Annotated in this window: 23 protein-coding genes and 1 pseudogene; 11 read left to right on the top strand and 13 right to left on the bottom strand. The window is 71.3% G+C overall.

Features of this window, described 5'->3' with window-relative positions:
• Positions 1-56 precede the first annotated feature (56 nt).
• Positions 57-1,298, bottom strand: a complete 1,242-nt coding sequence (locus FHR33_RS12435) for an HRDC domain-containing protein (RefSeq protein ID WP_183646269.1) — start codon at positions 1,296-1,298, stop codon at positions 57-59.
• Complete coding sequence (locus FHR33_RS12430) at positions 1,295-1,888, bottom strand: DUF3000 domain-containing protein (protein ID WP_183646266.1); 594 nt, start codon at positions 1,886-1,888, stop codon at positions 1,295-1,297. Before FHR33_RS12430 ends, FHR33_RS12435 begins: the two co-directional genes overlap by 4 nt.
• A 612-nt stretch (positions 1,889-2,500) precedes the next feature.
• On the opposite strand from FHR33_RS12430, the gene hemE reads away from it, so the two are divergent.
• The gene (hemE, locus tag FHR33_RS12425; RefSeq protein ID WP_312895495.1) at positions 2,501-3,520 is read left to right on the top strand and encodes a uroporphyrinogen decarboxylase; all 1,020 of its coding nucleotides are present in this window, start codon (positions 2,501-2,503) and stop codon (positions 3,518-3,520) included.
• Positions 3,521-3,524: 4 nt separating this feature from the next.
• Here the strand turns inward: hemE and FHR33_RS12420 are convergent, their stop codons facing one another.
• Entirely contained in the window at positions 3,525-4,295 is a 771-nt protein-coding gene (locus FHR33_RS12420) for a sulfite exporter TauE/SafE family protein (protein WP_183646259.1), read from the bottom strand.
• Positions 4,296-4,435: 140 nt separating this feature from the next.
• Between FHR33_RS12420 and FHR33_RS12415 the strand changes: the two genes are divergently transcribed.
• The gene (locus FHR33_RS12415) at positions 4,436-7,132 is read left to right on the top strand and encodes an AfsR/SARP family transcriptional regulator (RefSeq protein ID WP_183646257.1); all 2,697 of its coding nucleotides are present in this window, start codon (positions 4,436-4,438) and stop codon (positions 7,130-7,132) included.
• Here the strand turns inward: FHR33_RS12415 and FHR33_RS12410 are convergent.
• On the bottom strand, positions 7,093-8,103 hold the full coding sequence (locus FHR33_RS12410; RefSeq protein ID WP_183646255.1) for a DUF4349 domain-containing protein: 1,011 nt from the start codon (positions 8,101-8,103) through the stop codon (positions 7,093-7,095). The two genes, FHR33_RS12415 and FHR33_RS12410, sit on opposite strands and share 40 nt — an antisense overlap.
• Positions 8,104-8,248: 145 nt before the next feature.
• Between FHR33_RS12410 and FHR33_RS12405 the strand changes: the two genes are divergently transcribed.
• The 4 genes from FHR33_RS12405 (at position 8,249) to FHR33_RS12390 (ending at position 11,874) form a co-directional block, all read left to right on the top strand.
• On the top strand, positions 8,249-8,890 hold the full coding sequence (locus FHR33_RS12405; RefSeq protein ID WP_183646253.1) for a class I SAM-dependent methyltransferase: 642 nt from the start codon (positions 8,249-8,251) through the stop codon (positions 8,888-8,890).
• Positions 8,891-8,926: 36 nt separating this feature from the next.
• Positions 8,927-10,339, top strand: a complete 1,413-nt coding sequence (gene hemG, locus FHR33_RS12400; protein WP_312895494.1) for a protoporphyrinogen oxidase — start codon at positions 8,927-8,929, stop codon at positions 10,337-10,339.
• Between the two features lie 4 nt (positions 10,340-10,343).
• A complete protein-coding gene (gene hemQ, locus FHR33_RS12395) occupies positions 10,344-11,045 on the top strand; it encodes a hydrogen peroxide-dependent heme synthase (protein WP_183646251.1) in 702 nt (233 codons plus the stop codon).
• A 208-nt stretch (positions 11,046-11,253) separates the two neighbouring features.
• Positions 11,254-11,874: a hypothetical protein gene (locus FHR33_RS12390; RefSeq protein ID WP_183646249.1), complete on the top strand. Its 621-nt coding sequence runs from the start codon at positions 11,254-11,256 to the stop codon at positions 11,872-11,874.
• A gap of 6 nt (positions 11,875-11,880) precedes the next feature.
• On the opposite strand, the gene msrB is transcribed toward FHR33_RS12390, so the two are convergent.
• A complete protein-coding gene (gene msrB, locus FHR33_RS12385) occupies positions 11,881-12,282 on the bottom strand; it encodes a peptide-methionine (R)-S-oxide reductase MsrB (RefSeq protein WP_183646246.1) in 402 nt (133 codons plus the stop codon).
• A 330-nt stretch (positions 12,283-12,612) separates the two neighbouring features.
• Between msrB and ligD the strand changes: the two genes are divergently transcribed.
• The 3 genes from ligD (at position 12,613) to FHR33_RS12370 (ending at position 14,917) form a co-directional block, all read left to right on the top strand.
• Positions 12,613-13,611 (top strand): non-homologous end-joining DNA ligase, encoded by a 999-nt coding sequence (ligD, locus tag FHR33_RS12380; RefSeq protein ID WP_183646243.1) that lies wholly within the window; start codon positions 12,613-12,615, stop codon positions 13,609-13,611.
• A gap of 62 nt (positions 13,612-13,673) precedes the next feature.
• A complete protein-coding gene (locus tag FHR33_RS12375; protein ID WP_183646240.1) occupies positions 13,674-14,231 on the top strand; it encodes a hypothetical protein in 558 nt (185 codons plus the stop codon).
• Positions 14,228-14,917 carry a class F sortase gene (locus FHR33_RS12370; RefSeq protein ID WP_183646238.1) on the top strand — a complete coding sequence of 230 codons (690 nt, stop codon included), beginning with the start codon at positions 14,228-14,230 and terminating at the stop codon, positions 14,915-14,917. The genes FHR33_RS12375 and FHR33_RS12370 overlap by 4 nt, the downstream gene beginning before the upstream one ends.
• A gap of 5 nt (positions 14,918-14,922) precedes the next feature.
• On the opposite strand, the gene FHR33_RS52565 is transcribed toward FHR33_RS12370, so the two are convergent.
• The 6 genes and pseudogenes from FHR33_RS52565 to FHR33_RS12345 form a co-directional block, all read right to left on the bottom strand.
• Positions 14,923-15,933 carry an acyl-CoA dehydrogenase family protein gene (locus FHR33_RS52565; RefSeq protein ID WP_312895493.1) on the bottom strand — a complete coding sequence of 337 codons (1,011 nt, stop codon included), beginning with the start codon at positions 15,931-15,933 and terminating at the stop codon, positions 14,923-14,925.
• A 178-nt stretch (positions 15,934-16,111) separates the two neighbouring features.
• Positions 16,112-16,942 (bottom strand): annotated as a pseudogene (locus FHR33_RS52560) (acyl-CoA dehydrogenase family protein); the annotation flags it as partial.
• A 43-nt stretch (positions 16,943-16,985) separates the two neighbouring features.
• Entirely contained in the window at positions 16,986-18,416 is a 1,431-nt protein-coding gene (locus tag FHR33_RS12360) for an aldehyde dehydrogenase family protein (protein WP_246452794.1), read from the bottom strand.
• 37 nt (positions 18,417-18,453) lie between these two features.
• Positions 18,454-18,807 (bottom strand): hypothetical protein, encoded by a 354-nt coding sequence (locus FHR33_RS12355; protein ID WP_183646232.1) that lies wholly within the window; start codon positions 18,805-18,807, stop codon positions 18,454-18,456.
• Positions 18,808-18,833: 26 nt separating this feature from the next.
• Positions 18,834-19,958 carry an ATP-dependent DNA ligase gene (locus FHR33_RS12350; protein ID WP_183646229.1) on the bottom strand — a complete coding sequence of 375 codons (1,125 nt, stop codon included), beginning with the start codon at positions 19,956-19,958 and terminating at the stop codon, positions 18,834-18,836.
• A 3-nt stretch (positions 19,959-19,961) separates the two neighbouring features.
• Entirely contained in the window at positions 19,962-20,681 is a 720-nt protein-coding gene (locus FHR33_RS12345; RefSeq protein ID WP_183646226.1) for a pyrimidine reductase family protein, read from the bottom strand.
• A gap of 156 nt (positions 20,682-20,837) precedes the next feature.
• Between FHR33_RS12345 and FHR33_RS12340 the strand changes: the two genes are divergently transcribed.
• Positions 20,838-21,209 carry a hypothetical protein gene (locus FHR33_RS12340; protein WP_312895492.1) on the top strand — a complete coding sequence of 124 codons (372 nt, stop codon included), beginning with the start codon at positions 20,838-20,840 and terminating at the stop codon, positions 21,207-21,209.
• A 152-nt stretch (positions 21,210-21,361) separates the two neighbouring features.
• Positions 21,362-22,249, top strand: a complete 888-nt coding sequence (locus tag FHR33_RS12335; RefSeq protein WP_312895989.1) for an IS5 family transposase — start codon at positions 21,362-21,364, stop codon at positions 22,247-22,249.
• 8 nt (positions 22,250-22,257) lie between these two features.
• On the opposite strand, the gene glgX is transcribed toward FHR33_RS12335, so the two are convergent.
• Positions 22,258-24,384 carry a glycogen debranching protein GlgX gene (gene glgX, locus FHR33_RS12330; RefSeq protein ID WP_183646221.1) on the bottom strand — a complete coding sequence of 709 codons (2,127 nt, stop codon included), beginning with the start codon at positions 24,382-24,384 and terminating at the stop codon, positions 22,258-22,260.
• Between the two features lie 123 nt (positions 24,385-24,507).
• The gene (locus tag FHR33_RS12325) at positions 24,508-24,936 is read right to left on the bottom strand and encodes an OsmC family protein (protein ID WP_183646218.1); all 429 of its coding nucleotides are present in this window, start codon (positions 24,934-24,936) and stop codon (positions 24,508-24,510) included.
• Positions 24,937-24,964: the final 28 nt, after the last annotated feature.

Here is a 24,964-nt window from a genome sequence, read left to right as displayed (position 1 = left end):
GGGGAAAGCGCTTTCCAGATGACCGTAAGGCCGTGGACGCCGGGGCGTCAAGCGGTCTAGAGGATGCCCTTGGTCTCGAGCCTGTCGAGCGCCTTGGCCAGCGGGTGGGCGGCCAGGCCGATCTGCCACTCGCGCGCGCCGAGTGAGCGCAGCCGCTCGGCGACCGTCTCGTCGCTGATCTGGGCGGGCGGCTCCCACGTGAGCCTGCGCACCGCTTCGGGCTGCAGGAGGTTCTCCGTCGGCATGCGGTGCTCGTCGGCCAGCGCGGCGACCACCGCGCGGGCGGCGGCCAGCCGCTTGGCGGCGGCGGGATCGCGGTCGGGCCAGCGGTTGGCCGGCGGCGGCCCTTCGCCGGGCGTGCTGGGCGCGGGCAGCTCGGAGTCGGCGAGCGTGCGCGCCCTGTGGACGGCGTCGAGCCAGGCCCCCATGTGGCGCCTGGCGGACCTGCCGGTGAAGGCGGTGATGTCGGTCAGCGCCTTCTTGGTGCGCGGCATCTCGAGCGCCGCGGTGATGATCGCGGCGTCGGGCAGGACCCTGCCTGGCGCGATGTCGCCCTCGCGGGCGATCTGGTCGCGCATGGTCCACAGCTCGCGGACGATCGCCAGCGCCCGCACGTTGCGGACCTTGTGGATGCCCGAGGTGCGCCGCCACGGGTCGGATCTCGGCGGCGCGGGCGGCATGGCCAGGATCGCGGCGAACTCCTCTTGCGCCCACGCCAGCTTGCCGCTGGCGACCAGTTCGTCGTGGAGCACGTCGCGCAGCTCGACCAGCACCTCCACGTCGAGCGCGGCGTAGCGCAGCCAGTCTTCGGGCAGCGGCCTGGTCGACCAGTCGGCCGCCGAGTGCCCCTTCTCCAGGCGCAGCCCGAGGACGGTCTCGACCATCGTGCCCAGGCCGACCCGCTCGTAGCCGAGCAGCCGGCCCGCCAGCTCGGTGTCGAACATCCTGCGCGGCCTGAACCCCACCTCGGCCAGGCACGGCAGGTCCTGCGAGGCGGCGTGCAGCACGATCTCGGCGTCGGCGACCGCCGCGTCGAGCTCCGACAGGTCGGGGCAGGCGATCGGGTCGATCAGCGCGCTGCCGGCTCCCGCACGGCGCAGCTGCACCAGGTAGGCGCGACCGCCGTAGCGGTAGCCCGAGGCGCGCTCGGCGTCGACGGCCACCGGGCCGTCGCCCTTGGTGAACGCCTCGACGGTGGCCTCGAGCCCCTGCCTGGAGGTGACGACCGGCGGGATGCCCTCGCGCGGCTCGAGGAGGGGAACGACGGCCTCGGTGGTGCTCTCACTGCTTTCGGTCACGGCCTGGTGGACTCCGGATCTTCGCGACGGCGCGGCATCGTGGCCACGTCGGGTGGGAGCGGTGGGATGCCTGCCGCCAGGCACATCAGGTCGCACCAGGCGGCGACATGGCCGGAGAGGTCCTCCTGCGAGGGAGACCACGACGCGCGCAGCTCCAGCTCGGTGGAGACCGGGTCGTCGGCCTTGTCGCCGAAGCCCTCGGAGACCGCCCTGGTCACCGTGCCGCCGGCCGCCGAGTAGCCCGCCTCGCGAGAGTCGAGGGCCTCGGTCAGCCAGCTCCACACCACGGGCCCCAGCATGGGGTCGGAGGTGATCTCGGGCTCCATGTCGGCCCTGACGTAGGCGACCAGGCGGAATTGGCCCTGCCAGCCGCGCTGGCCCTCGGGGTCGAACAGCAGGATCAGCCTGCCGACCGCCAGCTCCTCGTCGTCGCGGTAGACCGAGGCGCCGATGGCGGCGGTGAAGGGCGCGAGCCGCTGGGGGGCCGGGAGGTCCTCCAGCTCGATCTCCGGCCTGACCTCGGCCATGCGCAGGCTCTCGACCGCCCGCCTGAAGGCGGCGGGGGCCTGCGGCGTGTCACCGAGGGTCATAGCCGAAGCGTAGGTCGAGGTCGGTCGCATGGGGACCACGGGGGTGCTCATCCGGGCCGATCAAGCCGCGACCGTCAGCGGGCGCGAGCCTGGCTCTGACGGCTCGAAGGGACCGGCGAGCAGCGCGTGACCGCACTCAAGGCACGCCCACTCGGGGCAGGCCTCGTGCCCCTCCATGCATGGCGGCTGCTCGAACGGCCTCTCACCTGCGCATGAGGGGCAGTGCTCACTGCGGCGCTCGGGGGAACTCCACAACGCGGTCATCGGTACGGAGCCTTTCTTCGCGGACGTGGCTCCGACGTTGGCATGCCGCGCTGACAATTCCGCGCAACGCGCTCGGCGTGTCCTGAAAGTGAGGCGGTATTCGATGACGCGCGGTGGATTGGCGAACATTTGGTCCAGTCAGGAGGGGATTCGGGGGCGACCGTGAGATGAACTGTACCTGGGCGACGCGAAGCTCGGGGCCCGGTCCGGATGGCAGGCCCGAGCTAAAGGGATGAACTGCGCTAAACCTCTACTTCGACTCCTGATCGTGACTTTAGCCCTCGCATGCGTATGTTTCCGATTAGCGCCGGTGGAGCGACCGCCACCATGGCGTGGCACCCTTGAATGGTGAATCTCGCCGACTCCGCCTTCCTGCGCGCCTGCCGTCGCCAGCCCGTCGACCACACCCCGGTCTGGTACATGCGGCAGGCAGGGCGTTCCCTGCCCGAATACCTCAAAGTGCGCGAGGGCGTGCCCATGCTGACCGCGTGCGCGACGCCTGACCTGATCGTCGAGATCACCATGCAGCCGGTGCGCCGCTACGGCGTCGACGCGGCCATCTTCTTCAGCGACATCGTCGTGCCGCTCAAGGCCATCGGCGTCGACCTCGACATCAAGCCGGGCGTGGGCCCGGTCATCGCCGACCCGATCCGCGACAGGGCGGGCCTCGAGGTCCTGCGCCCGCTCGAGCCCGGCGACGTGCCCTACGTGACCGAGGCGATCCAGAGCCTGGTCGGCGAGCTGGGCTCCACGCCGCTGATCGGTTTCGCGGGCGCGCCCTTCACGCTCGCCTCCTACCTGATCGAGGGCGGCCCCTCCAAGAACCACGACCACACCAAGGCCATGATGTACGGCGAGCCCGCGCTGTGGCACGCGCTCATGGAGCGCCTGACCGACATCGTGAGCCGGCACCTGCGCGTCCAGATCGACGCGGGCGCTTCGGCGATCCAGCTGTTCGACTCATGGGTGGGGGCGGTCGCGCCCGACGACTACCGCGAGTTCGTCCTGCCGTACACCAGGCGGATCTTCGAGGCGGTGCCCGACGTGCCGCGCATCCACTTCGGGGTCGGCACCGGCGAGCTGCTCGGCGTGCTCGGCGAGGCGGGCGCCGACGTGGTGGGCGTCGACTGGCGCGTGCCGCTCGACGAGGCCGCGCGGCGCGTCGGGCCCGGCAGGGCGCTGCAGGGCAACCTCGACCCCGCGATCCTGCTGGCCCCTTGGGAGGCCGTCGAGCGCAAGGCGCTGAGCATCCTCGAGCAGGGACGCTCGGCCGAGGGTCACGTGTTCAACCTCGGTCATGGGGTGCTGCCGAGCACCGACCCCGACCAGCTGCGCCGCCTCACCGACCTGGTCCACTCCTTCCGCTGACGCCTCACAGGCGCAGCTGGTCCAGGCTGAGCTTGACGATCAGGGCGGCCACCACGCACAGCAGTGTCGCCCTGATGAAGGCGGCGCCCCTGCGCAGCGCCGTGCGGGTGCCCACGCGGGCGCCGAGGACGTTGCAGGCGGCCATGCCGAGCCCGAGCAGCCAGAACACCTGGCCCTGCGCGGCGAAGACCACCAGCGCGCCGAGGTTGGCTCCCACGTTGACGACCTTCGCGGTCGCCGAGCCCATGACGAAGTCCAGCCCGAGCAGCGTGGTGAGGGCGATGAGGATCATCGCGCCCGTTCCCGGACCCACCAGGCCGTTGTAGAACGGCAGCACGACCCCGACCAGCACGACTGCGGGCACCAGGGTGCGCCGGCGCGCGGGGCGCCGCTGTACGCGCGTGCCAAGGGTGGGCCTGGCGACCACCAGCACCGCCACCAGGGCCAGCGTCACCAGCACGAACGGTCTGAAGACCTCGGCGGGCACCCGGCCCGCGGTGACGGCGCCCGCCCCCGAGAGCGCGACCGCCAGCACCGTCGCGGGCACCGCCACCCGCGCCTGCACGCGGACCCTCCTGGCGAAGCCCACCGCCGAGACCGTCGTCCCCGCTATCGACGACAGCTTGTCGGTCGCCAGCACGGCGGGCGGCGGTGCGGCGGGCAGGGCGAGCAGCAGGACGGGCAGCTGCACCAGCCCTCCTCCGCCCACGACGGCGTCCACCCACCCCGCGGCCAGCGCGACGGCGAGCAACAACAAGATCAGCTCGACTTCCACCCGATATCCCCCGAAGTGCCCCGGTCCCTTGAGGGGAAGATCCCAAGTGGCCGTTGGGCGGCCGTTGTGCCACCGTTGGGTGGGTGCGTTTCGGGGTGTTAGGGCGGCTGTCGATCAGTCGTGATGGGGAAGCGGTCGAGGTGACCTCCGCCAAACAGCGCACGCTGCTGGCCGTGCTGCTGACCGAGGCGAACAGGCCCGTGCCCTCCGACAGGCTGGCCGACGCCGCCTGGGGCGAGAGCCCTCCCGCGCCCGCGACGCTGCGCTGGCACGTCCACCACGTACGGCAGGCGCTCGGCGGCGACCGCCTCACCCGCAGGCCCGAGGGCTACCTCCTCACCGTCCACCCCGGCGAGCTCGACGCCGAGCGCTTCGAGCGGCTGTGCGCCTCGGCCGCCGACCTCGACGACCCCGCCCGGATCGCCGAGGTCCTCGGAGAGGCGCTCGCGCTGTGGCGCGGCCCCGCCTACGCCGACCTGCCGGGCAAGGCCGTGGGGGAGGAAGCCGCCAGGCTCGAGGAGCTGCGCCTGCGCGCGGTCGAACAGCGCGCCGAGTCGATGCTCGCGCTCGGCAGGGCGGAGGAGACCGTCGAAGGGCTGGCCGCCGCCGTCGCCGCCCACCCCCTGCGCGAACGGCTGCGCGAGCAGCTCATGAGGGTGCTGCGCCTGGCCGGCAGACGCGCCGACGCCCTGCGCAGCTACCGGGAGGCGCGCGAGCTGCTGGCCGAGGAGCTCGGCATCGAGCCCGGCCGCGGGCTGAGAGAGCTGAACGCGGAGATGCTGCGCGAGGAGAGCCCCGTCGCCGCCGGGCGGCCCGCGCAGCTGCCGCCCGACGTCTTCCCCTTCACAGGACGCGCCGCCGAGCTGTCCGCGCTGGACGGCGCGCCGCCGCTCATCGTGATCAGCGGTACCGGAGGGGTGGGCAAGACGGGCCTGGCGGTGCACTGGGCCCACCGGGTGGCCGGCCGCTACCCCGACGGCCAGTTCTACGTGGACCTGCGCGGACAGGCCGCCCCGCTGGACCCCGCCGACGTGCTCGAACGCTTCTGCCACGCGCTCGGCGTCACCCGCCTGCCGGCGGGGCTCGAGGAGCGCACGGCGCTCTACCGGAGCCTGCTGCACGACAGGCGGATGCTGATCCTGCTCGACAACGCGGCGGGCGCCGCGCAGGTCAGGCCGCTGCTGCCCGGCGCGGGAGGCTGCTGCGTCGTGGTGACGGGGCGCAGGCGCTTCGACGGGCTCGTGGCGGGGGAGGGAGCCCTGCCCCTCCAGCTCGACGTCCTGCCGCCGCAGGAGGCCGCCGCCCTGGTGGCCCGCCTCGCCTCGCGGGAGTGGCCCGAGGGCGGGGCGAGGCGGGAGCAGGAGGAGTCGCTGTCGCGGGTGGCGGCGCTGTGCGACGGGCTGCCGCTCGCGCTGCGCATCGCGGGAGCGCGCCTGGCCACCCGGCCAGGCTGGACCGTCCAGGACATGGCCGCCAGGCTGGAGAGGGAGCGCCGCCGCCTCGACGAGCTGCGCGCGGGGGAGCTCGACGTGCGGGCGGGCCTCGAGCTGAGCCACCGCGCCCTGTCCGGGGCCGAGCGGACCCTCTTCGAACGGCTCGGCCTGCTCGACCTGCCCGGCGGCTACGCGCCCTGGATCGCCGCCGCCCTGCTCGACAGCTCGACGGAGGAGGCGGCGGACCTGCTCGAACGGCTGGCCGACGCCCAGCTCGTCCTGCCGCTCGGCACCGACCCCGCCGGCCAGCAGCGCTACCGCTTCCACGACCTGATCCGGCTGTTCGCCCGCGAGCGCGCCGACGCCGCCATGCAGCCCGCCGTCAGGCGGGAGGCGCTGAGCAGGGCGTTCGAGGCCTTCCTCGCGCTGGCGGAGGAGGCGGTCTCCCGTGACTATCTCGACGGTTTCATCCCCTTCCACGGCGAGGCGCCGCGCTGGAGGCCGGTGCCCGAGGTGTCAGCCACCGTGCTCGCCGAGCCGCTGGCCTGGCTCGAGGCCGAACGCCGCACGCTCACAGGGCTGGTCGAACGCTCGGCCGAGCTCGGCCTGACGACACACTGCTGGGACCTGGCGCTGTCAGGGGTGCGGCTGTACGAGCTCAGGGGCTACCTCGACGACTGGAGGGCCACCGCGCGGCTGGCGCTGGGGGCCTGCCGCGCCCATGGCGACAGGAAGGGCGAGAACGCGATGCTGGTCTCGCTCGGGGCGCTGGCGACGCTCGAGCGCCGTTACGCGGAGGCGCGCCCGCTGCTGACCGAGGCGCTGCCCGAGGTGAGCGGCCACACCAGGATCCTGGCCCTGGTCAACCTGGCCTCGGTCGAGCGCAGGACGGGCAGGCCCGAGGCGGCGCTCCCGCTCTACGAGGAGGCGCTGGCCCTGGTGCGGCAGACCCAGGACCCGCCCGCCCTCGGGCTCACGCTGTGCTTCACGTCGGGCCTCTACGAGGACCTGGGGCGCTACACCGAGGCGGAGGGGCTGCTGGCCGGCGTGCCCACCTTCGGCATCGGGCGGATCGAGGTGGAGGTCTCGACCCGCCTGGGCAGGATCGCGTTGCGCAGGGGCGAGCACGCCAGGGCCCACGAGCTGTACCACACCGTGGTCGAGGTCGCGGGCTCCTGGGGCGACCTGGCCCACGTCGCGATGGGCCTGGAGGGCAAGGGAAAGGCGCTGGCGGGCATGGGCAGGACAAGAGAGGCGGCCGCCGTCCTGTCCGAGGCGGCGCGGCTGTCGGCGGGCGTGGGCGAGAGCGCCCGCGCCGAGGAGATCCGCGGCGTGCTGGATCGGCTGACCGCCGCGCGCGCGGATCAGTCGGAGGAGGGACGAGCGTCGTCGTCCTCGGGCTGACGGGACGGCGCGCCGTGGGTCACCGGCACGGGAGGCGGCGAAGCCTTCGGCGGCGAGGGACGGCGGGTGCGCAGCCGCCGGACGAGCAGCAGGAGGGCGACGACCAGCGGCACGATGACGATCAGCCACGGCAGCAGCGCGCCGATCACGGTCAGCAGCACCTTCACGAAGCCGACCAGCGCGGACCAGCCCGCCGCCAGCCCGCCGAGGAAGCCCGCGGGCTCGTCGGACGGCTCGGCCACGGGCGTGGCGGGCCCGACCAGCCGCAGCGTGAGCGTCGCCATCGCGACCTGCGAGGCCAGGGCCTTCTGCCTGGCCTGCAGCGACTCCATCTCGGACTCGCGTGAGGCGATCTCCCGCTCGACCTGGATCACCTGGCCGACGGTGTCGGCCTTGGCCAGCAGCGCGCGCATGGCGGCGAGCGCCTGCTCGGCCGACTTCAGCCTGCTGGCGACGTCGGCGACCTCCTCGGTCACGTCGCTGGTGTTCTGCCGCAGCGACTCGCGCTTGCCGATCTCCTTGCCGAGCCGGTCGAGCACCTGCGCGTAGACCGCGGGCGGCACCTTGAAGACCAGGGTGGCCTCGCCCCCGCCGCCGTCGAAGGAGCCGGAGTCCTCACTGGCCAGATGGCCGCCCGCGTTGGTGACCAGCTGCTTGGCCTGGTCGGCCGCCTTGGTGACGTCCTTGGCGCGCACCGTCAGCTGCGACACGTAGATGATCGACCGCTGCTCGGGCGCGACCTTGACCTGCTCGGCCCCGCGCCCACCCGCGCGTGTCGCCTGTGTGCTCACAGGCTCGCCGGACTGCTCCATCTCGCCGGACTGCTCCCTCACGTCGGAGTCATGGGCGGGGCTGATCCGCTGGGGGGCGGAGCCCGATGTGGCGGCCTCGCCTCCGCCGCCGCCGCAGCCGGACACGAGGAGTGCGGCGCACGCCGCGGTCAACGCCATGCCGTACCGGAATCTGGTCATACCCGTGAGACGGACGCGAGCTGCCCTGTGCCGTCACGAAGATGTCACGTTCATCCCTCCGGTCGATCACGGCGACCACTTGGAGGGCAGGGAAGTCATCCTGGGGTACGAGGAGGGAGACGATCTCGTGACACAGGCTGAAGAGATGCGCTCGCTTCCGGACAAACTCCACAGGACGTTCTTCAAGTCGATGTCGCTGCTGCCCGCCAGAGGACAGGGCCTCCTTCTGCGGCACTATTTCGAGTGGTTCCACCGCACACCCGACCCGTGGCGGCACGCCGTCGATCCCTACGAGGCCAGGAAGTACGCCACCACGCTCGCGCACGTCGAGGGCGACACCTTCGACAGGGTCCTCGACGTGGGCTGCAGCGAGGGGACCTTCACGCTGCTGGCGGCCGAGTCCTATCCGCAGGCCGACGTGCTCGGCGTGGACGTCTCCGAGCGCGCCGTCCACAGGGCCGCGTCCAGGTCGAAGGCCCGTCCGAGCGGCAGGACCAGGTTCGCGGCGATGGACTTCCTGAACCAGGACCCAGGCGGGCGCTTCGACCTGGTCGTGTGCGCGGAGACGCTCTACTACGTCGGCAGGGACGACAGGCTGCGCCTGGCCTCCGAGCGGCTGCGCTCGTTCCTGGCCCCCGGCGGCACGCTCGTCCTGGTGCACCCGTGGCCCGAGGCCCGCCGCCTGCACCGCTTCGTGGACGGCGACCCGCTGCTGGTCAGGCGGGACGAACAGGTCGAACACGACGGCGGCAGGCCCTACGCCGTCAGCTCCTACCGGCTCCGGTAGCAGGTCCGGGGCGGTGAGGCGATAGCGTCTTGAGACGTGGAAGGGAATCGACGGCATGTAGTGATCGTCGGCGGCGGGATCTCGGGTCTCGCGGCGGCGTGGTTCCTCAGGCAGGGCGGCGGCGAGCGGGTGCGGGTGACCGTCCTCGAGTCGGGCCCGAGGATCGGCGGCAAGCTGCGGACCAGCGAGGTCGCGGGTGTCAGCGTGGACGAGGGCGCCGAGTCGATGCTGGCCAGGCGGCCCGAGGGCAAGGACCTGGCCAGAGCGGTCGGCCTCGGCGGCGATCTGGTCGCCCCCGGCACCACCCAGGCGGCCATCTACTCCAGGGGCGCGCTCAGGGCGATGCCCAAGGGCCAGGTCATGGGGGTGCCCGGCGACCTGACCGAGCTGGCCCGATCGGGCCTGGTCTCGCCGGGCGGGCTCATCAGGGTGCCGCTGGACCAGGTGCTGCCCGCCACGCTGGTACGCAGCGACGTCTCCGTCGCCTCCTACATCCGCGCTCGCATGGGGTCAGAGGTCGTGGAACGACTGATCGAGCCGCTGCTCGGCGGCGTCTACGCGGGGCGTTCCGACAGGCTGTCGCTGGAGGCGACGATGCCGCGCATCGCCACCGCGGCCCGTTCGGAGCGCTCGCTGCTCGGCGCCGTGCGGGAGATCGTGCGCGAGACGCCCAAGGACGCGGGGCCGGTCTTCACCAGCCTGCGCGGCGGGCTCGGCGGCCTGCCCGAGGCGGTGGCCAAGGCGTCGGGGGCCGACATCAGGACCGGCGTCACCGTCCGCGAGCTGCGCCGCACGCCGTACGGCTGGCAGCTGGTCACCGGCCCCGTGCCGCGACCTGAGACGATGGAGGCCGACGCGGTCATCCTCGCCACGCCCGCCACGTCCTCGGCCAGGCTGCTGAAGGACGAGGTGCCGAAGGCGGCGGCGGAGCTGGCCAGGATCGAGTACTCCAGCATGGCCATCGTCACGCTCGCCTACCCCCTGTCGGCCTTCCCCTCACCGCCCACCGGCAGCGGCTACCTGGTGCCGCCCGTGGAGGGCAGGGTGGTGAAGGCGGCGACGTTCAGCTCGGTCAAGTGGCCGCACCTGACCGACGCCGACCCCTCGGTGCTGCTGGTGCGCTGCTCGATCGGCCGCGTCGGCGAGGAACACCTGCTCCAGCGCGACGACGCCGAGCTGGTCGCCGTCGCGATGGCCGAGATGAGCGAGGTCATGGGGGTGCGCGGGCTGCCGCTCGACTCGAGGGTCAGCCGCTGGGGCGGCTCGCTTCCGCAGTACAACGTCGGCCACCTCGACCGCGTCGCCCGCGTCCGCGCGGCGGTGGCCGTCGAGCCGGCGCTGGCGGTGTGCGGCGCGGCCTACGACGGGCTCGGCGTGCCCGCCTGCGTCTCGACCGCGCGCACGGCTGCCGCCCGGATTCTGGACCACCTCGCCACGCAGGGAGAATGAGAACATGACAGAGGCGACCCAGCGGCCCAAGGCTCGCGACCTGAACCAGGTGATCCGCTACACGATGTGGTCGGTCTTCAAGACCACCGAGCAGTGCCCGAGCAACCGCGAGGGCATGGCCGACGAGGTCGACGAGCTGCTGGAGCAGGCGGCGGGCAAGGACGTGGTCACCCGCGGCTGCTACGACGTGGCCGGCTTCCGCGCCGACGCCGACTACATGTTCTGGTGGCACGCTCCCACCGCCGAGGACCTGCAGGACGTCTACTCCAGGTTCAGGCGCACCACGCTGGGCAGGCTGAGCACGCCCGTCTGGTCGGCGATGGCGCTGCACAGGCCTGCCGAGTTCAACAAGTCGCACGTCCCCGCGTTCCTCGCGGAGGAGGAGCCCAGGGGGTTCGTGTGCGTCTACCCCTTCGTGCGCTCACTGGAGTGGTACCTGCTCGACGACGGCGAGCGGCGCAGGATGCTGGCCGAGCACGGGATGATGGCGCGCGAGTACCCCGACGTCAGGTCCAACACGGTGGCCTGCTTCGCGCTCAACGACTTCGAGTGGATGCTGGCCTTCGAGGCCGACGAGCTGCACAGGATCGTCGACCTCATGCGCCACCTGCGCGGGGCCGAGGCGAGGAGGCACACCAGGATCGAGGTGCCGTTCTACACCGGGGTCCGCAAGCCGGTCGGCGAGCTGATCGCAGCGCTTGCCTGACTTTGTAAAGGCACTCGCCCGTGTCATCTCCGGTTCCTGATCCACATTTCTTTGCCATAATCAGGGGAAATCCCCTGTCGTAGTGAGGCAAAGGGTGCATGAAGGCGGGAGTCTGGCACGCTCCAGACGCGGTTCGCGGGGTAGGCGGCGGCGCAGGAAGTCGCGCGGGCCATGGGCGCTGGGAGGCTCGGTCGCCGGGGCGGCGCTGATGGTCGCGGGGCTCGCGGTCGGCGGCGGGATGCTGGCGCGGGAACGCTCCGAGCAGGTCGCGGCGCGCCTGCCCTCCGCAGGGGCGACTGGCGGCTCGACCGGGCGGCCCGGCTCGCCCGGCGCTCCTGTCGCGGCGGGCGGGCAGGCCGCCAAGCAGGCCAGGACGGGCAACGGCGAGGCGGCCAGCCAGGCGAGCGCACCCGTGCCCGCCGTGTCGCCCCCGGCCGCCTCTCCCTCCGCGCCACCGCCCGAGCCGCCCGCGCCCGCGAGTGGCAAGGACGATTCGGGCGCCGCCAAGGGCGGGCACACCGACGCCAAGGCCGCCGAGTACTTCGACAAGCGCTGGGGCAAGGGCGACAAGGCGGCCAAGCGGCTCAAGGACATCCGCACCGTCGGCGGCTACCTGCGCATCTACACCGACCTGCCGGAGTCGGCCGACAACTCCAAGCAGGCCATCACGCTGTGCGAGCGGGGTCTGGAGTACCTGAAGGAGATGGGCGAGGAGCGGCCCGTGGTCTTCGTGCAGGCCGAGTTCGGCGAGAACGGCAACCCCGTGCTCGCCAACGTCCTCGGCCCCGACGACGGCGACTGCAGGGTCACCCATCCCGCGACGGACTGAGGCCCGCTACGGCGCGGGCTCCAGCCGTACGGACACGGAGTTGATGCAGTAGCGATCGTCGGTCGGGGTCGCGTAGCCCTCGCCGTGGAAGACATGACCCAGGTGGGAGTCGCAGCGGGCGCAGCGCACCTCGGTGCGGACCATCCCGTGGGTGTGGTCCTCGATCAGCGTGACCGCTTCGGACTTCGACGGCTCGAAGAAGCTCGGCCAGCCGCAGTGCGACTCGAACTTCGTGTCGGACCGGAACAGCTCGGCGCCGCAGGCGCGGCAGGAGTAGACGCCCTCGGTCTTGGTGTCGACGTACTCGCCGGTGAAGGGGCGCTCGGTGCCCGCCTCCCTGAGCACGTGGTACTCCTCGGGTGACAGCTGCGCGCGCCACTCGGCCTCGCTCTTGACGACCTTGTCCATGACCCCACTTTATGCGAGCGCGGAAAGATCTCCATGGGCGAAGCATCCTTTCTGCGGCATTTCGGCGTCTTTGTCTATGTAGGAGGTGTGGCATCGCCTCCTCACTGAGGGGTGAGACCGCTCGCCCGGGGCCGTCGCCGCTGCACAGCCGCGCCCGTGCTGTGCGCCGGTGGCCCCATCGAGGCCGGCCGGACGGCGCGCCAGCGTCCGGTGCGGCACGAGGCGGACGGTCTTCAGGTCCGTCCCGTCGAGTGCCCGGTCCCGCCACCGTGGCGGTCTCCGGGACGGACCCGCCCAACTCTTCGCGCCGAATCGGGGTAGGTTCAGCGCATGCCGTCACCTTTCATCGAGCTGCAGGTCGGGGAGCGTACCGTCAAGGTCACCAACCCCGACAAGGTGTACTTTCCGGAGATCGGCGCCACCAAGCGCGAGCTGGTGGAGTACTACGTCAGCGTCGGGGAGGGGGCGCTGCGCGCGCTCAGGGACCGGCCGACCCACCTCAAGCGGCATCCTGACGGGGTCGGCAGCGAGGCCATCTACCAGAAGCGGATGCCTGCCAAGCATCCCGAGTGGCTCGAGACGGTCACCGTGACCTTTCCCAGCGGCAGGACGGCCGACGCGCTCCGGGTGACCGAGGTCGCCTCGATCGCCTACTGCGCCAACCTCGGCACCATCGACTTCCACCCGTGGCAGGTGCGCGCCGCCGACGTCGAGCACCCCGACGAGCTGCGCATCGACATCGACCCGCAGCCTGGGCTCGGCTTCGACACCGCCCGCCGTACCGCCTTCCTGGCCCGCGAGGTGCTGGAGGAGGCGGGGATGACCGGTTTCGTGAAGACCTCGGGCAACAGGGGTGTGCACGTCGCGGTCAGGATCGAGCCCCGCTGGGACTTCGTCGAGGTACGGCACGCGGGCATCGCGCTGGCCAGGGCCATCGAGGAGCGCGCGCCCGACCTGGTGACGACGGCGTGGTGGAAGGAGGAGCGCGGCGACAGGGTCTTCATCGACTTCAACCAGAACGCCAGGGACAGGACGATCGCGAGCGCCTACTCGGTGCGCGCCAAGCCGAGCGGGTCCGTCTCGGCGCCGTTGACCTGGGAGGAGCTGGCCGACGCCGAGCCTGCCGACTTCGACATCAGGACCATGCCCGAGCGCTTCGTGAGGGTCGGCGACGTGCACGAGGCGATCGACGAGCGGGCCTTCTCCATCGAGCCGCTCCTGGAGTGGTACGCCAAGGACGATCGCGGCGACATGCCGTACCCGCCGAACTATCCGAAGATGCCGGGCGAGCCCAAGCGGGTGCAGCCGAGCAAGGCGCGCGACGAGTGACGTGTATCACTTGAATCACATTACTTGACGCCTGGTCCAATAGTTCGGAAGGCTCTCGGGCTATGGCTTTGGCATCAGCACGACGGCTCGCCGCCGCGGGAGCGGTGACGGCCTTCATCGTCGGCGGAGTGACCATGGTGGCGGGTGCGGGCACCGCCATGGCGAGCGACTGCAAGCTGCTCGTCCTGGTCTGCGACGAGCCCGTGCAGGGCGGAGACCCTGACGACCCGTGGAAGCCCGACGTCAGGGTGCCCGACGTCCCGCTTCCGCACGACACCTGGTCCAACGCCCCCGCGCCGCAGGACACCTGGTCCAACGCGCCGGCCCCTCAAGAGACCTGGTCCAACGCGCCGGCCCCTCAGGACACCTGGTCGTCGGGCCCCGCGCAGCCTCCGAAGCAGGAGGCGCCGTGGAAGCCGGTCGACGAGGACAGGCACCGCATGCCGGACGGCCCGCCGCAGACGGGGGCCGGCGGGCTGGCGGGCGCCGACCCCATGTGGCCGTTCGCGGCCGGTGGCGCGGCGCTGCTGACGGGCGCGGGCCTGGCCGGCTTCGCACTACGGCGGGGACGCCCCGCCGCAGCCACGCTACGGCGGGGACGCCCCGCGACGGCGGAGTGAGCACGCCTTCTGGGCAGCGGCTCGTCCTCGTGGGCGCGGTGGTGGTATCGCTGGCGGGGATCGCCCTGATCTGGTTCGGCGTCAGCGGCATGGTGAGCGGCGCCGCCGAGCCCGCGCCCGTCTCCGCCACAGCAGCGGCGAAGCTGCCGAGGGTGGGCGCGCCCGCGCTGACCGAGCCGCCCGAGGTGCTGGTCGGGCGGGTGGCCAAGCCGATGAGGACCGCCAGGCCGACCGCGGTCTACATCCCCAAGCTCGGCATCTCCGCGCCGCTCATGGAGCTCGGCGTCGACGCCAAGGGCGCGATCGAGAACCCGCCGCTCGACCATCCCAACGTGGCGGGGTGGTACCGCTACGCGCCCGTCCCCGGCGCGCGCGGCGCCGCGGTCATCACCGGTCACCTCGACACCCGCACGGGACCTGCGGTGTTCGCCAGGCTCAGGTCGATCAGGCGGGGCGACCAGGTGCAGGTGATGCGGGCCGACAGGTCGGTGGCCATCTTCGTGGTGGACAGGGTCGAGCAGGTCGCCAAGCGCGTCTTCCCCACAGAGAAGGTCTTCGGCAAGGTGAAGTACGCGGGCCTGCGCCTGGTGACCTGCGGCGGCGCCTTCGACAGGAAGGCGCACAGCTACCAGGACAACACCATCGTCTACGCCCACCTGGCGCACGCCTACCACCCCGGGAGCTGACCGGGTCAGGGGTCGCGGGGCAGCCCGAGCGCGCGCTCGGCGACGATGTTGAGCTGCACCTCCGTGGTGCCGCCGCCGATGGTGAACGCCCTGGTGGTGAGGATCATCCTGGCCCAGTGCGGATCGGTGGGCGCCAGCGACCAGCAGAACTCCGAGATCGCCTGGGCGTGCCGCATGCCCAGCAGCTTGCGGACGCTGGAGGCGGTCCCCGCGTCGGCCCCGGCCAGCTGCGAGAGCGTGACCCGCAGGCCGAGCGCCGAGATCGCCTGCCCCTCGGCCCACAGCCGTCCGGCCTGCTCGCGCCGGGCCTGCCGGAGATCGGGAAGGCGCTGGAGAAGCTTCACCATGTCGGTGTGCTGCGAGCCGGGACCCCAGCTGTCGCCGAGCGCCACCCTTTCGTGCGACAGCGTGTCGCGCGCGACCCGCCACCCGCCGTCCACCTCGCCCACGACGAGGTCGTCGGGGACGAAGACGTCGTCGAGGAAGACCTCGTTGAAGAGCTCGTCCCCGTTGATCTCCTTCAACGGCCGCACGGTCACGCCCGGCGCGGCCATGTCGACGAGGAAGTAGGTGATCCCCTCGTGCTTGGGCCTGTCGGGGCTCGTCCTGGCCAGGCAGATGCCCCAGTGCGCGTACTGCGCGAGCGAGGTCCAGATCTTCGATCCGCTGATCGACCAGCCGCCCTCGACCCGTACGGCCCTCGTCGACAGCCCCGCCAGGTCCGAGCCGGCTCCTGGCTCGCTGAACAGCTGGCACCAGACGATCTCGCCGGTGAACGTCTTGGGCAGGAAGCGGTCCTGCTGCTCCCGCGTGCCGTACCGGACGATGGAGGGCACCGCCCACGCGGCTATGCCGAGGTTGGGCCGCCTGAGCCCGCGCAGCTCCTGGTGGATGATCACCTGCTCCAGCGGCGAGGCACCTCGGCCCCACGGCTCGGGCAGGTAGGGCATGATCCAGCCCTCGCGGGCGAACCTGCCCAGCCTGGCAGGCGGCTCCTCCTCGGCGAGCGCCGCCACCTCCGCCCTGATCCGCTCCCTGATGGGGGCGGCCCTCCCGAGGGAGGTCGGGCTCCATGCTCCTGCGCACGCCGCTGACGGCGAGCCCCGCCACCTCCTCCGTCCAGCCGCCCGGCTCTCCTACCAGCATCCGCAGGGACAGGGCGCGCCGGTAGTAGCGGTGGGCGTCGTGCTCGAAGGTGTAGCCGATGCCGCCCAGCACCTGGATGGCGTCGGCGGCGCACCGCACCGCCGCGTCGGGCCCGAGCACCGCGGCCACCCCCGCCGCCAGCCGCGCCTCGTCGGGGACGGGCCCTGCGCCCGAAGAGTCGAGGGCGCGGGCGGCGTCCCACACGGCTGCCCTCGCCTGTTCGAGCGCGACCAGCGCCGCCGCCACCCGGTGCTTGACACCCTGGAACTGCCCGATCGGGCGTCCGAACTGCTCGCGGACCTTCGCGTGGGCCGCGGCCGTCGACACCGCCCACGCGGCCACTCCGCACGCCTCGGCGCCGATCAGCACCGCCGCCAGCTCGCGCACCGGCACGGCGCCCAGGAGGCGCTCCTCGGGCACCTTCAGCGCCCTGACGCGCACCGGCGGGCGTGACAGGTCCATGCCCTCCAGCGGCTCCACCTCGACATCGGAGCCGTCGAGCACCGCCCACCCGTCCCGCACCGGCAGCAGGACGAGGCCGGCGTCGGGCGAGCCGAGCCCGTGCCCCTCCAGGACGGCGGCCGCCGTGGTCGTGCCGTCGGCCAGGCCAGGCAGCAGGGACAGACACCTGCCCGACCTCGCCAGCACCGCCGAGACCAGCACGGTGGGCAGGCAGGGCCCTCCGACGAGCCCCTCGCCCAGCGCCTCCAGCGCCACCGCGAGCTCGACCAGCCCGTAGCCCTGCCCGCCCGCCTCCTCGGGCAGATGCAGCCCCAGGAGTCCCTGTGCGGCCAGAGCCTCGTGCCCGGGCGACCGTGAGAGCAGCCCCCTGACCGAGCTCGCCAGGGCCAGGTGTTCCTCTGTCAGTGCGATGCCCATGCGCCCGAATCTAGAACCTTATTCGGTCGCTGGCCAGGGGTGATCACAGGTTGATGATCGCGGCCTTCTCCCTGGTGTACTCCAGCACCGCGTCGTGCCCGTAGCCGCTGTCCTTCACGCCGCCGAACGGCAGTCCCGGCGGCATCTGGCGGAAGGTGTTCACCCACACCGTGCCGCACTCGAGGTCGCGCACGAACCGGTGGGCGCGTGCCAGGTCGCGCGTCCACACCCCGGCCGCCAGCCCGTAGTCCGAGTCGTTGGCCAGGGCGAGCGCCTCCTCGTCGCTCTCGAACGGCAGCGCCACCGCCACAGGTCCGAAGATCTCCTCCTGGCAGATCCTCAGCGTGTTGTCGGTGACGGTGTAGAGGGTCGGCGCGACCCAGTAGCCGCCGGGCAGGCCGGGCACCACCTCGGCGCCGGTCCTGCCGCCGAAGACGAGCCGTGCGCCCTCCTTCTCGGCGATCTCCAGGTAGGAGGCGACGCGCTCGTACTGCCCTGCCGACACGATCGGGCCCATGGTGGTGGCCAGGTCGAGAGGGTCGCCGAGGACCAGCCCGGCCGCCGCGGCGGAGATCCGCTCCAGCATCTCCTCCCAGATCGAGCGGTGGATGAGGATGCGCGACCCCGCCACGCACACCTGACCCGCGTTGCCGGTGTAGATGGAGTTGACCGTCACCCCCTGGGTGGCGGCGTCGAGATCGGCGTCGGGGAAGACGATGTTCGGCGACTTGCCGCCCAGCTCGAAGGTGAGCGGCTTGATTCCGGCGGCCTGGGTGATGGCCACGCCGGTCTGGGTCGAGCCGGTCAGGCTGATCTTGTTGACGCCGCGGTGCCGTACCAGCGCCTCTCCGACGTCCTCGCCCATGCCGGAGACGAGGTTGAGCACGCCAGGCGGCAGCACGTCGGCCAGCAGTTCGCCCAGGCGCAGCACCGAGGCGCTGGCCTGCTCGGCCGGTTTGACGATCACCGTGTTGCCCGCGGCCAGCGCGAAGGCGGCCTTGGCGGAGAAGGTGGAGATCGGGGAGTTCCACGGGATGACGGCCAGCGCCACACCGTACGGCTCCCGCCTGGTCAGCCCCAGGCTGTCGGGGCCGAGGATGACGGTGTCGCCCCTGACGGCGTCGAGCACCTGGCCGGCGGCCAGCTCCCACAGGAACCTCATGCCGGGCAGGTCGCGTTTGAGTGTGTCGCGAAGGATGCGGCCGTTGTCGCGGGTCTCGATCGTGGCCAGCTCCTCGGCGTGCTCGGCGAAGACCGCCGCCACCTGGCGCAGGAAGTGCGCCCTGCCGAGGGCGGGCATCGCCGACCACGCGGGCAGCGCGGCGCGGGCGGCCGCCACGGCGGCCTCGGCGTCGGCCCTGCCACTGGCGGGGACGCGCGCCCAGACCTCGCCGGTGGCGGGGTTGACCGAGTCGAGGGTGCGGCCGTCGGCCGAGGGAACGAGCCTGCCGCCGATCAGGTTGCGGTACTCCATCACGCAACCAAGCATATGCTTGCTTGACTGGCGGCGGCTAGCGGCGCGTCGAGCTCAGCGTGAAGGCGATGTTGACCAGTGCGACGCCGCCCCACACCGCCAGATAGGCCAGGAGGTCCGACTCGCCGAGGGTGAGGGCGACGGTCGCGATCGTGCCCATCACGAGGGAGACGATCGCCAGCGCCAGCCGCATTCCCGCGACGTTCTGCTGCTGCTGGAGTTGGCGCCGCATGTGTCCGGAGTCGGCCGCCATGCGCTCGTCGACGCGCCTGTCGACCTCCTTGCCCATCTTGTCGAGGAAGGACTCGACGATGGAGTCCTCGAAGTCGGGGCCGAGGTCGCGGCGTGCCGCGACGGCCGCGCGCAGCTCATCGCCCGTTGATGACGTCATAGATCGAGATATAACGCATCTTGTGGTCAGCGGGCAAGAATGTCATCGAGGTTGTACGAAATCGGCTTCTCGAGTTGCTCATACGTGCAGGATTCGGGCGTCCGGTCCGGCCGCCAGCGGCGGAACTGCGCGGTGTGCCGGAACCTGTCGCCCTCCATGCTGTCGTAGGCCACCTCGATCACCAGCTCGGGCCTGAGCGGGATGAACGACAGGTCCTTCTTGGCGTTCCATCGTGAGACGGCGCCCGGCATGCGCTGCCCTCCGCTCGACGGGGTGGCCGCCGGCTGGCCCACCCGCAGCAGGGCCTGGTCGGCCCACTCGCCCCACGGGTGCTCGCCCAGCTTGGCGAGGTAGGGCGTGAGCTCCTCCACCAGCTCGGCCCTTCGCGCCATCGGAAAGGAGGCCGCCACGCCCACGTGGTGCAGTCTGCCGTCGGGGCCGTAGAGCCCCAGAAGCAGCGACCCCACGATCGGCCCGCTCTTGTGCTCGCGGTATCCCGCGATCACCACGTCGGCCGTGCGCTCGTGCTTGACCTTGAACATGGCCCTCTTGTCGGGCAGGTACGGCTGGTCACCCGGCTTGACGATGATGCCGTCGAGCCCCGCCCCCTCGAACATCTCGAACCACTCCGAGGCCCGCTCGTCGTCGGTGGTCACGGGGGTGAGCCTGATCGACCCGCCCGCCTCGGGGAAGATCGACTCCAGCCTGGCGCGGCGCTCGGCGAAGGGGGTCTCCATCAGCGACTGCGTGCCCAAGGCGAGCAGGTCGAAGGCGACGAACGAGGCGGGCGTCTGCTCGGAGAGCATCTTCACCCGCGAGGCGGCCGGGTGGATGCGCTGCTGCAGCGCCTCGAAGTCGAGCTCCTGCCCCTTGCGCAGCACGATCTCGCCGTCGACCACGCACTTGTCGGGCAGCTCGGCCCTGACCGCCTCGACCAGCTCGGGGAAGTAGCGGGTGAAGGGCCGCTCGTTGCGGCTGCCCAGGAAGACCTCGTCGCCGTCGCGGAAGATGACGCAGCGGAAGCCGTCCCACTTGGGCTCGTAGAACAGCGTGCCGTTCTGCTTGGGCATGCCCTTGACCGCCTTGGCCAGCATCGGCGCGACCGGCGGCAGCACGGGCAGATCGAGGTGGAGTTCGAGTTCGTCGTCCATGGCCTACTCCCTGATGTATCGGCAGAAGAGGACGCCCTCCTCCTCCAGCACCTGCGCGAGACGCAGGTCGGTCTGGCCCGCCTCGCCGTTCAGGATGCGCGCGGCGCCGCCCGCGATCAGCATCGGGCTGACCGACAGGCACAGCTCGTCGATGAGACCCGCGGCCGCGAGCTGCCCGTTGAGCCTGGGCCCGCCCTCGCACAGGATCCTCGTGAGCCCGCGCTCGTGCAGCGCGGCGGCGGCCAGGTCGAGCTCGACCCTGTCGTCGCCCGCGACGATCACCTCGGCCCGATCGGCCGCCTCGGTGCGGCGGTCCTTGGGCGCGGCCTCGCAGGTGATCACGATGGTCCTGGCGTCGGGCGCGGCCTCGGTGAACAGCGGGCTGCCCAGATCGAGGTCGAGCCTGCGGGTCACCACCGCGACGGGCGGCGCGGCGGGCCTGCCCTCCCGCAGCGGCGCCCACGACTCGCGGGGCTTGGCGGGGCCGTAGCCCTCGGTCCTGACGGTCGCCGCTCCGGCGAGGACCACGTCCGACAGCCCGCGAAGGACCCCGAAGATGCGCCTGTCGCCCTTGCTGGACAGGCCGCCGGACAAGCCCTTGATCCACGCGCCGCCGTCGGCGCTCGCGACCATGTTGACGCGCAGCCACGGCCGGTCGGCGGGGTAGGCGTAGGCCTGGGGGATGTCTGGATCGTCTGTTATGTCGGGATGGATGCGACGCACCCCTCTACCTTGGCACACGGCCCCGACAACCGGGGCGAGGGGCGTTATTAGCAGTTTGGTGTATCAGAGGACGTACATAGCTGTTTGTGCATAACGTGGCGGCAGGGATCGGGGAATCTGGGAGGCCCAGTGGGTCTGGTCACGGTTGCGGCCTGGGTGATCAATGCTCTGATCGGCGTCTATCTGCTCTACCTCTGGCTGTCGGGCGGTGGGCTGCGGCAGCAGGCGACCAAGGTGACGCGCTTCCCGACCACGTTGGTCTTCTCCCACCCCGCGCTGGCCGTCACGGCGCTGGCCTTCTGGGTGGCCTACCTGCTGACCGGCCAGCGCCTGCTGGCCTGGCTGGCCTTCGGCGTGCTGTCGGTGGCCGCGCTGCTGGGCTTCACCATGTTCACCCGATGGCTGGGCGGCGGACGGCACGCCAGGGGCGCCGAGCAGCGCTTCCCCGTGCTGGCCGTGGTGGCCCACGGCCTGGTGGGCCTGACGACGTTCGTCCTGGTGCTGGTGGCAGCCTCCTCGATCGGCTAGCCACGGCCCTGGCCCGGCGGGCTAGGCCGTGTTTCCAAAAGGGTCTTTGAGGGCTTGCGGCGTGGCGGTCATCGATAAACGACGAGGCCTCCGGTAGTTGGTTCAACGACCAAGAAGAGCCAAGTACCGGAGACCTCGTGGCCAGCGTAGCGGTGACGAGGCGGCACGACCTGACCGACGGGCAATGGGCAGCGCTGGAACCGCTGTTACCCGCCCCTTCGGGCCGCGGTCGTCCGCCGAAATGGAGCAGGCGGCAGTTGATCGACGGGATCCGCTGGCGGATTCGGACCGGCGCGCCGTGGCGGGACGTCCCTGAGCTTTATGCGCCCTGGTCAACGGTGTATGGCCGGTTCCGCCGCTGGCAGCGTGATGGCACCTGGGCGAAGATCCTGGCAGCGTTGCAGGCGCACGCGGACGCCGCCGGGAAGATCGGCTGGACGGCGAGTGTGGACTCCACGATCAGCCGGGCCCACCAGCATGCCGCTGGGGCACGCCGGGACGGTCACCTGCAGAAGGAACCGCCTGGTGGGGTGCACAGCGAACCGGACGGTCATGCGTTGGGCCGTTCACGCGGTGGGCTGACCACCAAGACACACCTGGTCTGCGAGCAGGGCCGCAAACCCCTGGCCCTGCTGGTGACGGCCGGTCAGCGGGGTGACAGCCCGCAGTTCATCCCAGTGCTGAACAAGATCCGCATCAGCCGTCTTGGTGGTGGCCGGCCCCGGACTCGTCCCGATCGGGTCCTGGCCGACAAGGCCTACACCAGCAAGGCCAACCGCGACCATTTGCGCCGGCGTGGGATCAAGGCATGCATCCCGAGTAAGGCCGACCAGGACGCTCACCGGCGCGCGAAGGGTTCCAAGGGCGGGCGGCCTCCAGCCTTCGACGCCGCCCTCTACCGTCGGCGTCATGCCGTGGAATGTGGCATCAACCAGCTTAAACAGAACCGTGCCATGGCTACGCGGTACGACAAGCTCGCTGTCCGCTTCGAGGCCACACTCACCATCGCTGCGATCAACGAGTGGCTCCGCGGTTTATGAAACACGCCCTAGACGACCCGCCGCGGGTGGCGCAGGACCTGGATGCTCCTGGAGGTGACCTCCACCTGCGTGCCGGGCGCGAGCTGCTCGTCGGGATAGGGGTCCTCGCGGGGCGTGTCGTCGTTGGTGTCGAGCACGACCACCCACGAGGCGGCGAACTCGGCGCCGGGCAGCGTGAACGTCATGTCCTCGTGGTGGGCGTTGATCAGCAGCAGGAAGGAGTCGTCCACGATCCGCTCGCCGCGAGGGCCAGGCTCGGTGATCGCCTCGCCGTTGAGGTAGACCCCCATGGACTTGGCGTAGCCGGTGTGCCAGTCGCCCGCGCTCATCTCGGCGCCCGCGGGGGTCAGCCAGACCAGGTCGCGCCTGTTGTCCTCATGGGTGCGTCCCGCGAAGAAGCGGCGGCGCTGGAAGACCGGGTGCTCGCGGCGCAGCCTCGACAGCGCGCGGACGAAGTCGAGCAGACCGTTCTCGGTGCGGGCCAGCGACCAGTCGACCCAGGAGATGTCGTTGTCCTGGCAGTAGGCGTTGTTGTTGCCGCGCTGCGTGCGGCCGAGCTCGTCGCCGTGCGAGATCATCGGCACGCCCTGCGACAGGAACAGCGTGGTCAGGAAGTTGCGGCGCTGGCGGTGGCGCAGCCTGACGATCTCGGGATCCTCGACCGGGCCCTCGGCGCCGCAGTTCCACGAGCGGTTGTCGTCGGTGCCGTCGCGGTTCTCCTCGCCGTTCTCCTCGTTGTGCTTGCGGTTGTAGGAGACCAGGTCGTTGAGGGTGAAGCCGTCGTGGCATGTGACGAAGTTGATGGAGGCGACCGGGCGGCGTCCGGAGGAGGCGTAGAGGTCGGCGGAGCCGGCCAGCCTGGAGGCGAACTCGGGCAGCGCCGAGCCGGTGCCGCGCCAGAAGTCGCGCACCGAGTCGCGGTACTTGCCGTTCCACTCCGTCCACAGGGGAGGGAAGTTGCCGACCTGGTAGCCGCCAGGGCCGACGTCCCACGGTTCGGCGATGAGCTTGACCTGCGAGATCACCGGGTCCTGCTGGATGAGGTCGAAGAAGGCGCTCAGCCTGTCGACGTCGTGCAGCTCGCGGGCCAGCGCGGCGGCCAGGTCGAAGCGGAAGCCGTCGACGTGCATGTCGAGCACCCAGTAGCGCAGGGAGTCCATGATCAGCTGCAGCGCGTGGGGCGAGCGCACGTTGAGGCTGTTGCCGCAGCCGGTGTAGTCGAGGTAGTAGCGCCTGTCGCCGTCGTGCAGGCGGTAGTAGGCGCTGTTGTCGATGCCGCGGAAGCCGAGGGTCGGGCCCATGTGGTCGCCCTCGGCGGTGTGGTTGTAGACCACGTCGAGGATCACCTCGATGCCCGCCTCGTGCAGCGCCCGCACCATCGCCTTGAACTCCAGCACCTGCTCGCCGCGCTGCCCCGCGCTGGAGTAGGCGCCGTGCGGGGCCAGGTAGGCCATCGTGTTGTAGCCCCAGTAGTTGGTCAGCCCGCGGGCGACCAGGAAGTGCTCGGGGACGAAGTGGTGCACCGGCATCAGCTCGACCGCGGTGACCCCGAGCGAGAGCAGGTGGTCGATGACCGCGGGGTGCCCGATGCCCGCGTAGGTGCCGCGCTGCTCCTCGGGGACCGAGGGGTGGCGCATGGTGAGCCCGCGCACGTGCGCCTCGTAGATGACCGTCTGGTGGTACGGCGTGCGCGGCGACCTGTCGTTGCCCCATTCGAAGAACGGATTGATGACCACGTTCTTCGGCATGTACGGCGCGCTGTCGACGGTGTTGATCTTCGCAGGGTCGGTGAAGTGGTAGGGGAAGACCGCCTCGTTCCAGCGCAGCTCACCCTCGATCGCCTTGGCGTAGGGATCGAGCAGCAGCTTGGCGGGGTTGCTCCGGTAGCCCCGTGAGGGATCGTAGGGGCCGTGGACGCGGTAGCCGTACCGCTGGCCAGGGGCGATCCCCGGTAGGTAGCCATGCCATACGAAGCCGTCGACCTCGGGAAGGTCGAGGCGTTCCTCGGAGCCGTCATCGTGAAACAGGCACAGCTCGATCCGCTCGGCGACCTCGGAGAACACCGCGAAGCTGGTGCCGACTCCATCCCAGGTGCCGCCGAGTGGATAAGGCTCGCCCGGCCAGACCTCTCGCATGTGGCCCAATTGTCGCACGTGTCCGCCTCTTCGTCGCCAGGACGGCTCTAGCACCTCACCTGGAGTTCCAATTCGGTCATCTGGGCGGCCTCCCGCGCGGGGCGCGCGGGAGGCCGCGGCGCTTCAGGAGAGCAGTTCGGCGTTGAGCGTGATGGTCGTGCCGGTGAGCGCCTTGCTCACCGGGCAGTTCGCCTTCGCCGCCTCGGCCGTCTCCTGGAACTGCTCGGCCGTGATGCCGGGCACGTGGGCGCGCACGCTGAGCACGATGCCCGTGATGCCCTCGCCAGGCTGGAACGTCACGTCGGCCTTGGTCTCCACGGTCTGCGGAGGGGTGCCGGCCTGGGCGAGGGCGTGCGAGAACGCCATCGAGAAGCAGGAGGAGTGCGCCGCCGCGATGAGCTCCTCAGGGGAGGTCTTGCCGTTCGCGGCCTCGGCACGCGAGGGCCAGGAGACGTCGAAGGTGCCGACCTTCGAGGTGTCGAGCGAAACGGTGCCCGAACCGTCGAGCAGCGCGCCCTTCCACTGGGTCGTCGCGGTACGAGTGGTCGCCATGGCGATGTCCTTTCGCTGGAAAATCCCA

Source organism: Nonomuraea dietziae, from assembly GCF_014195505.1.
Lineage (GTDB): Bacteria > Actinomycetota > Actinomycetes > Streptosporangiales > Streptosporangiaceae > Nonomuraea > Nonomuraea roseola.
The sequence above is the reverse complement of the archived record's forward strand: the minus strand, read 5'-3'. Positions and strand labels throughout refer to the sequence as shown.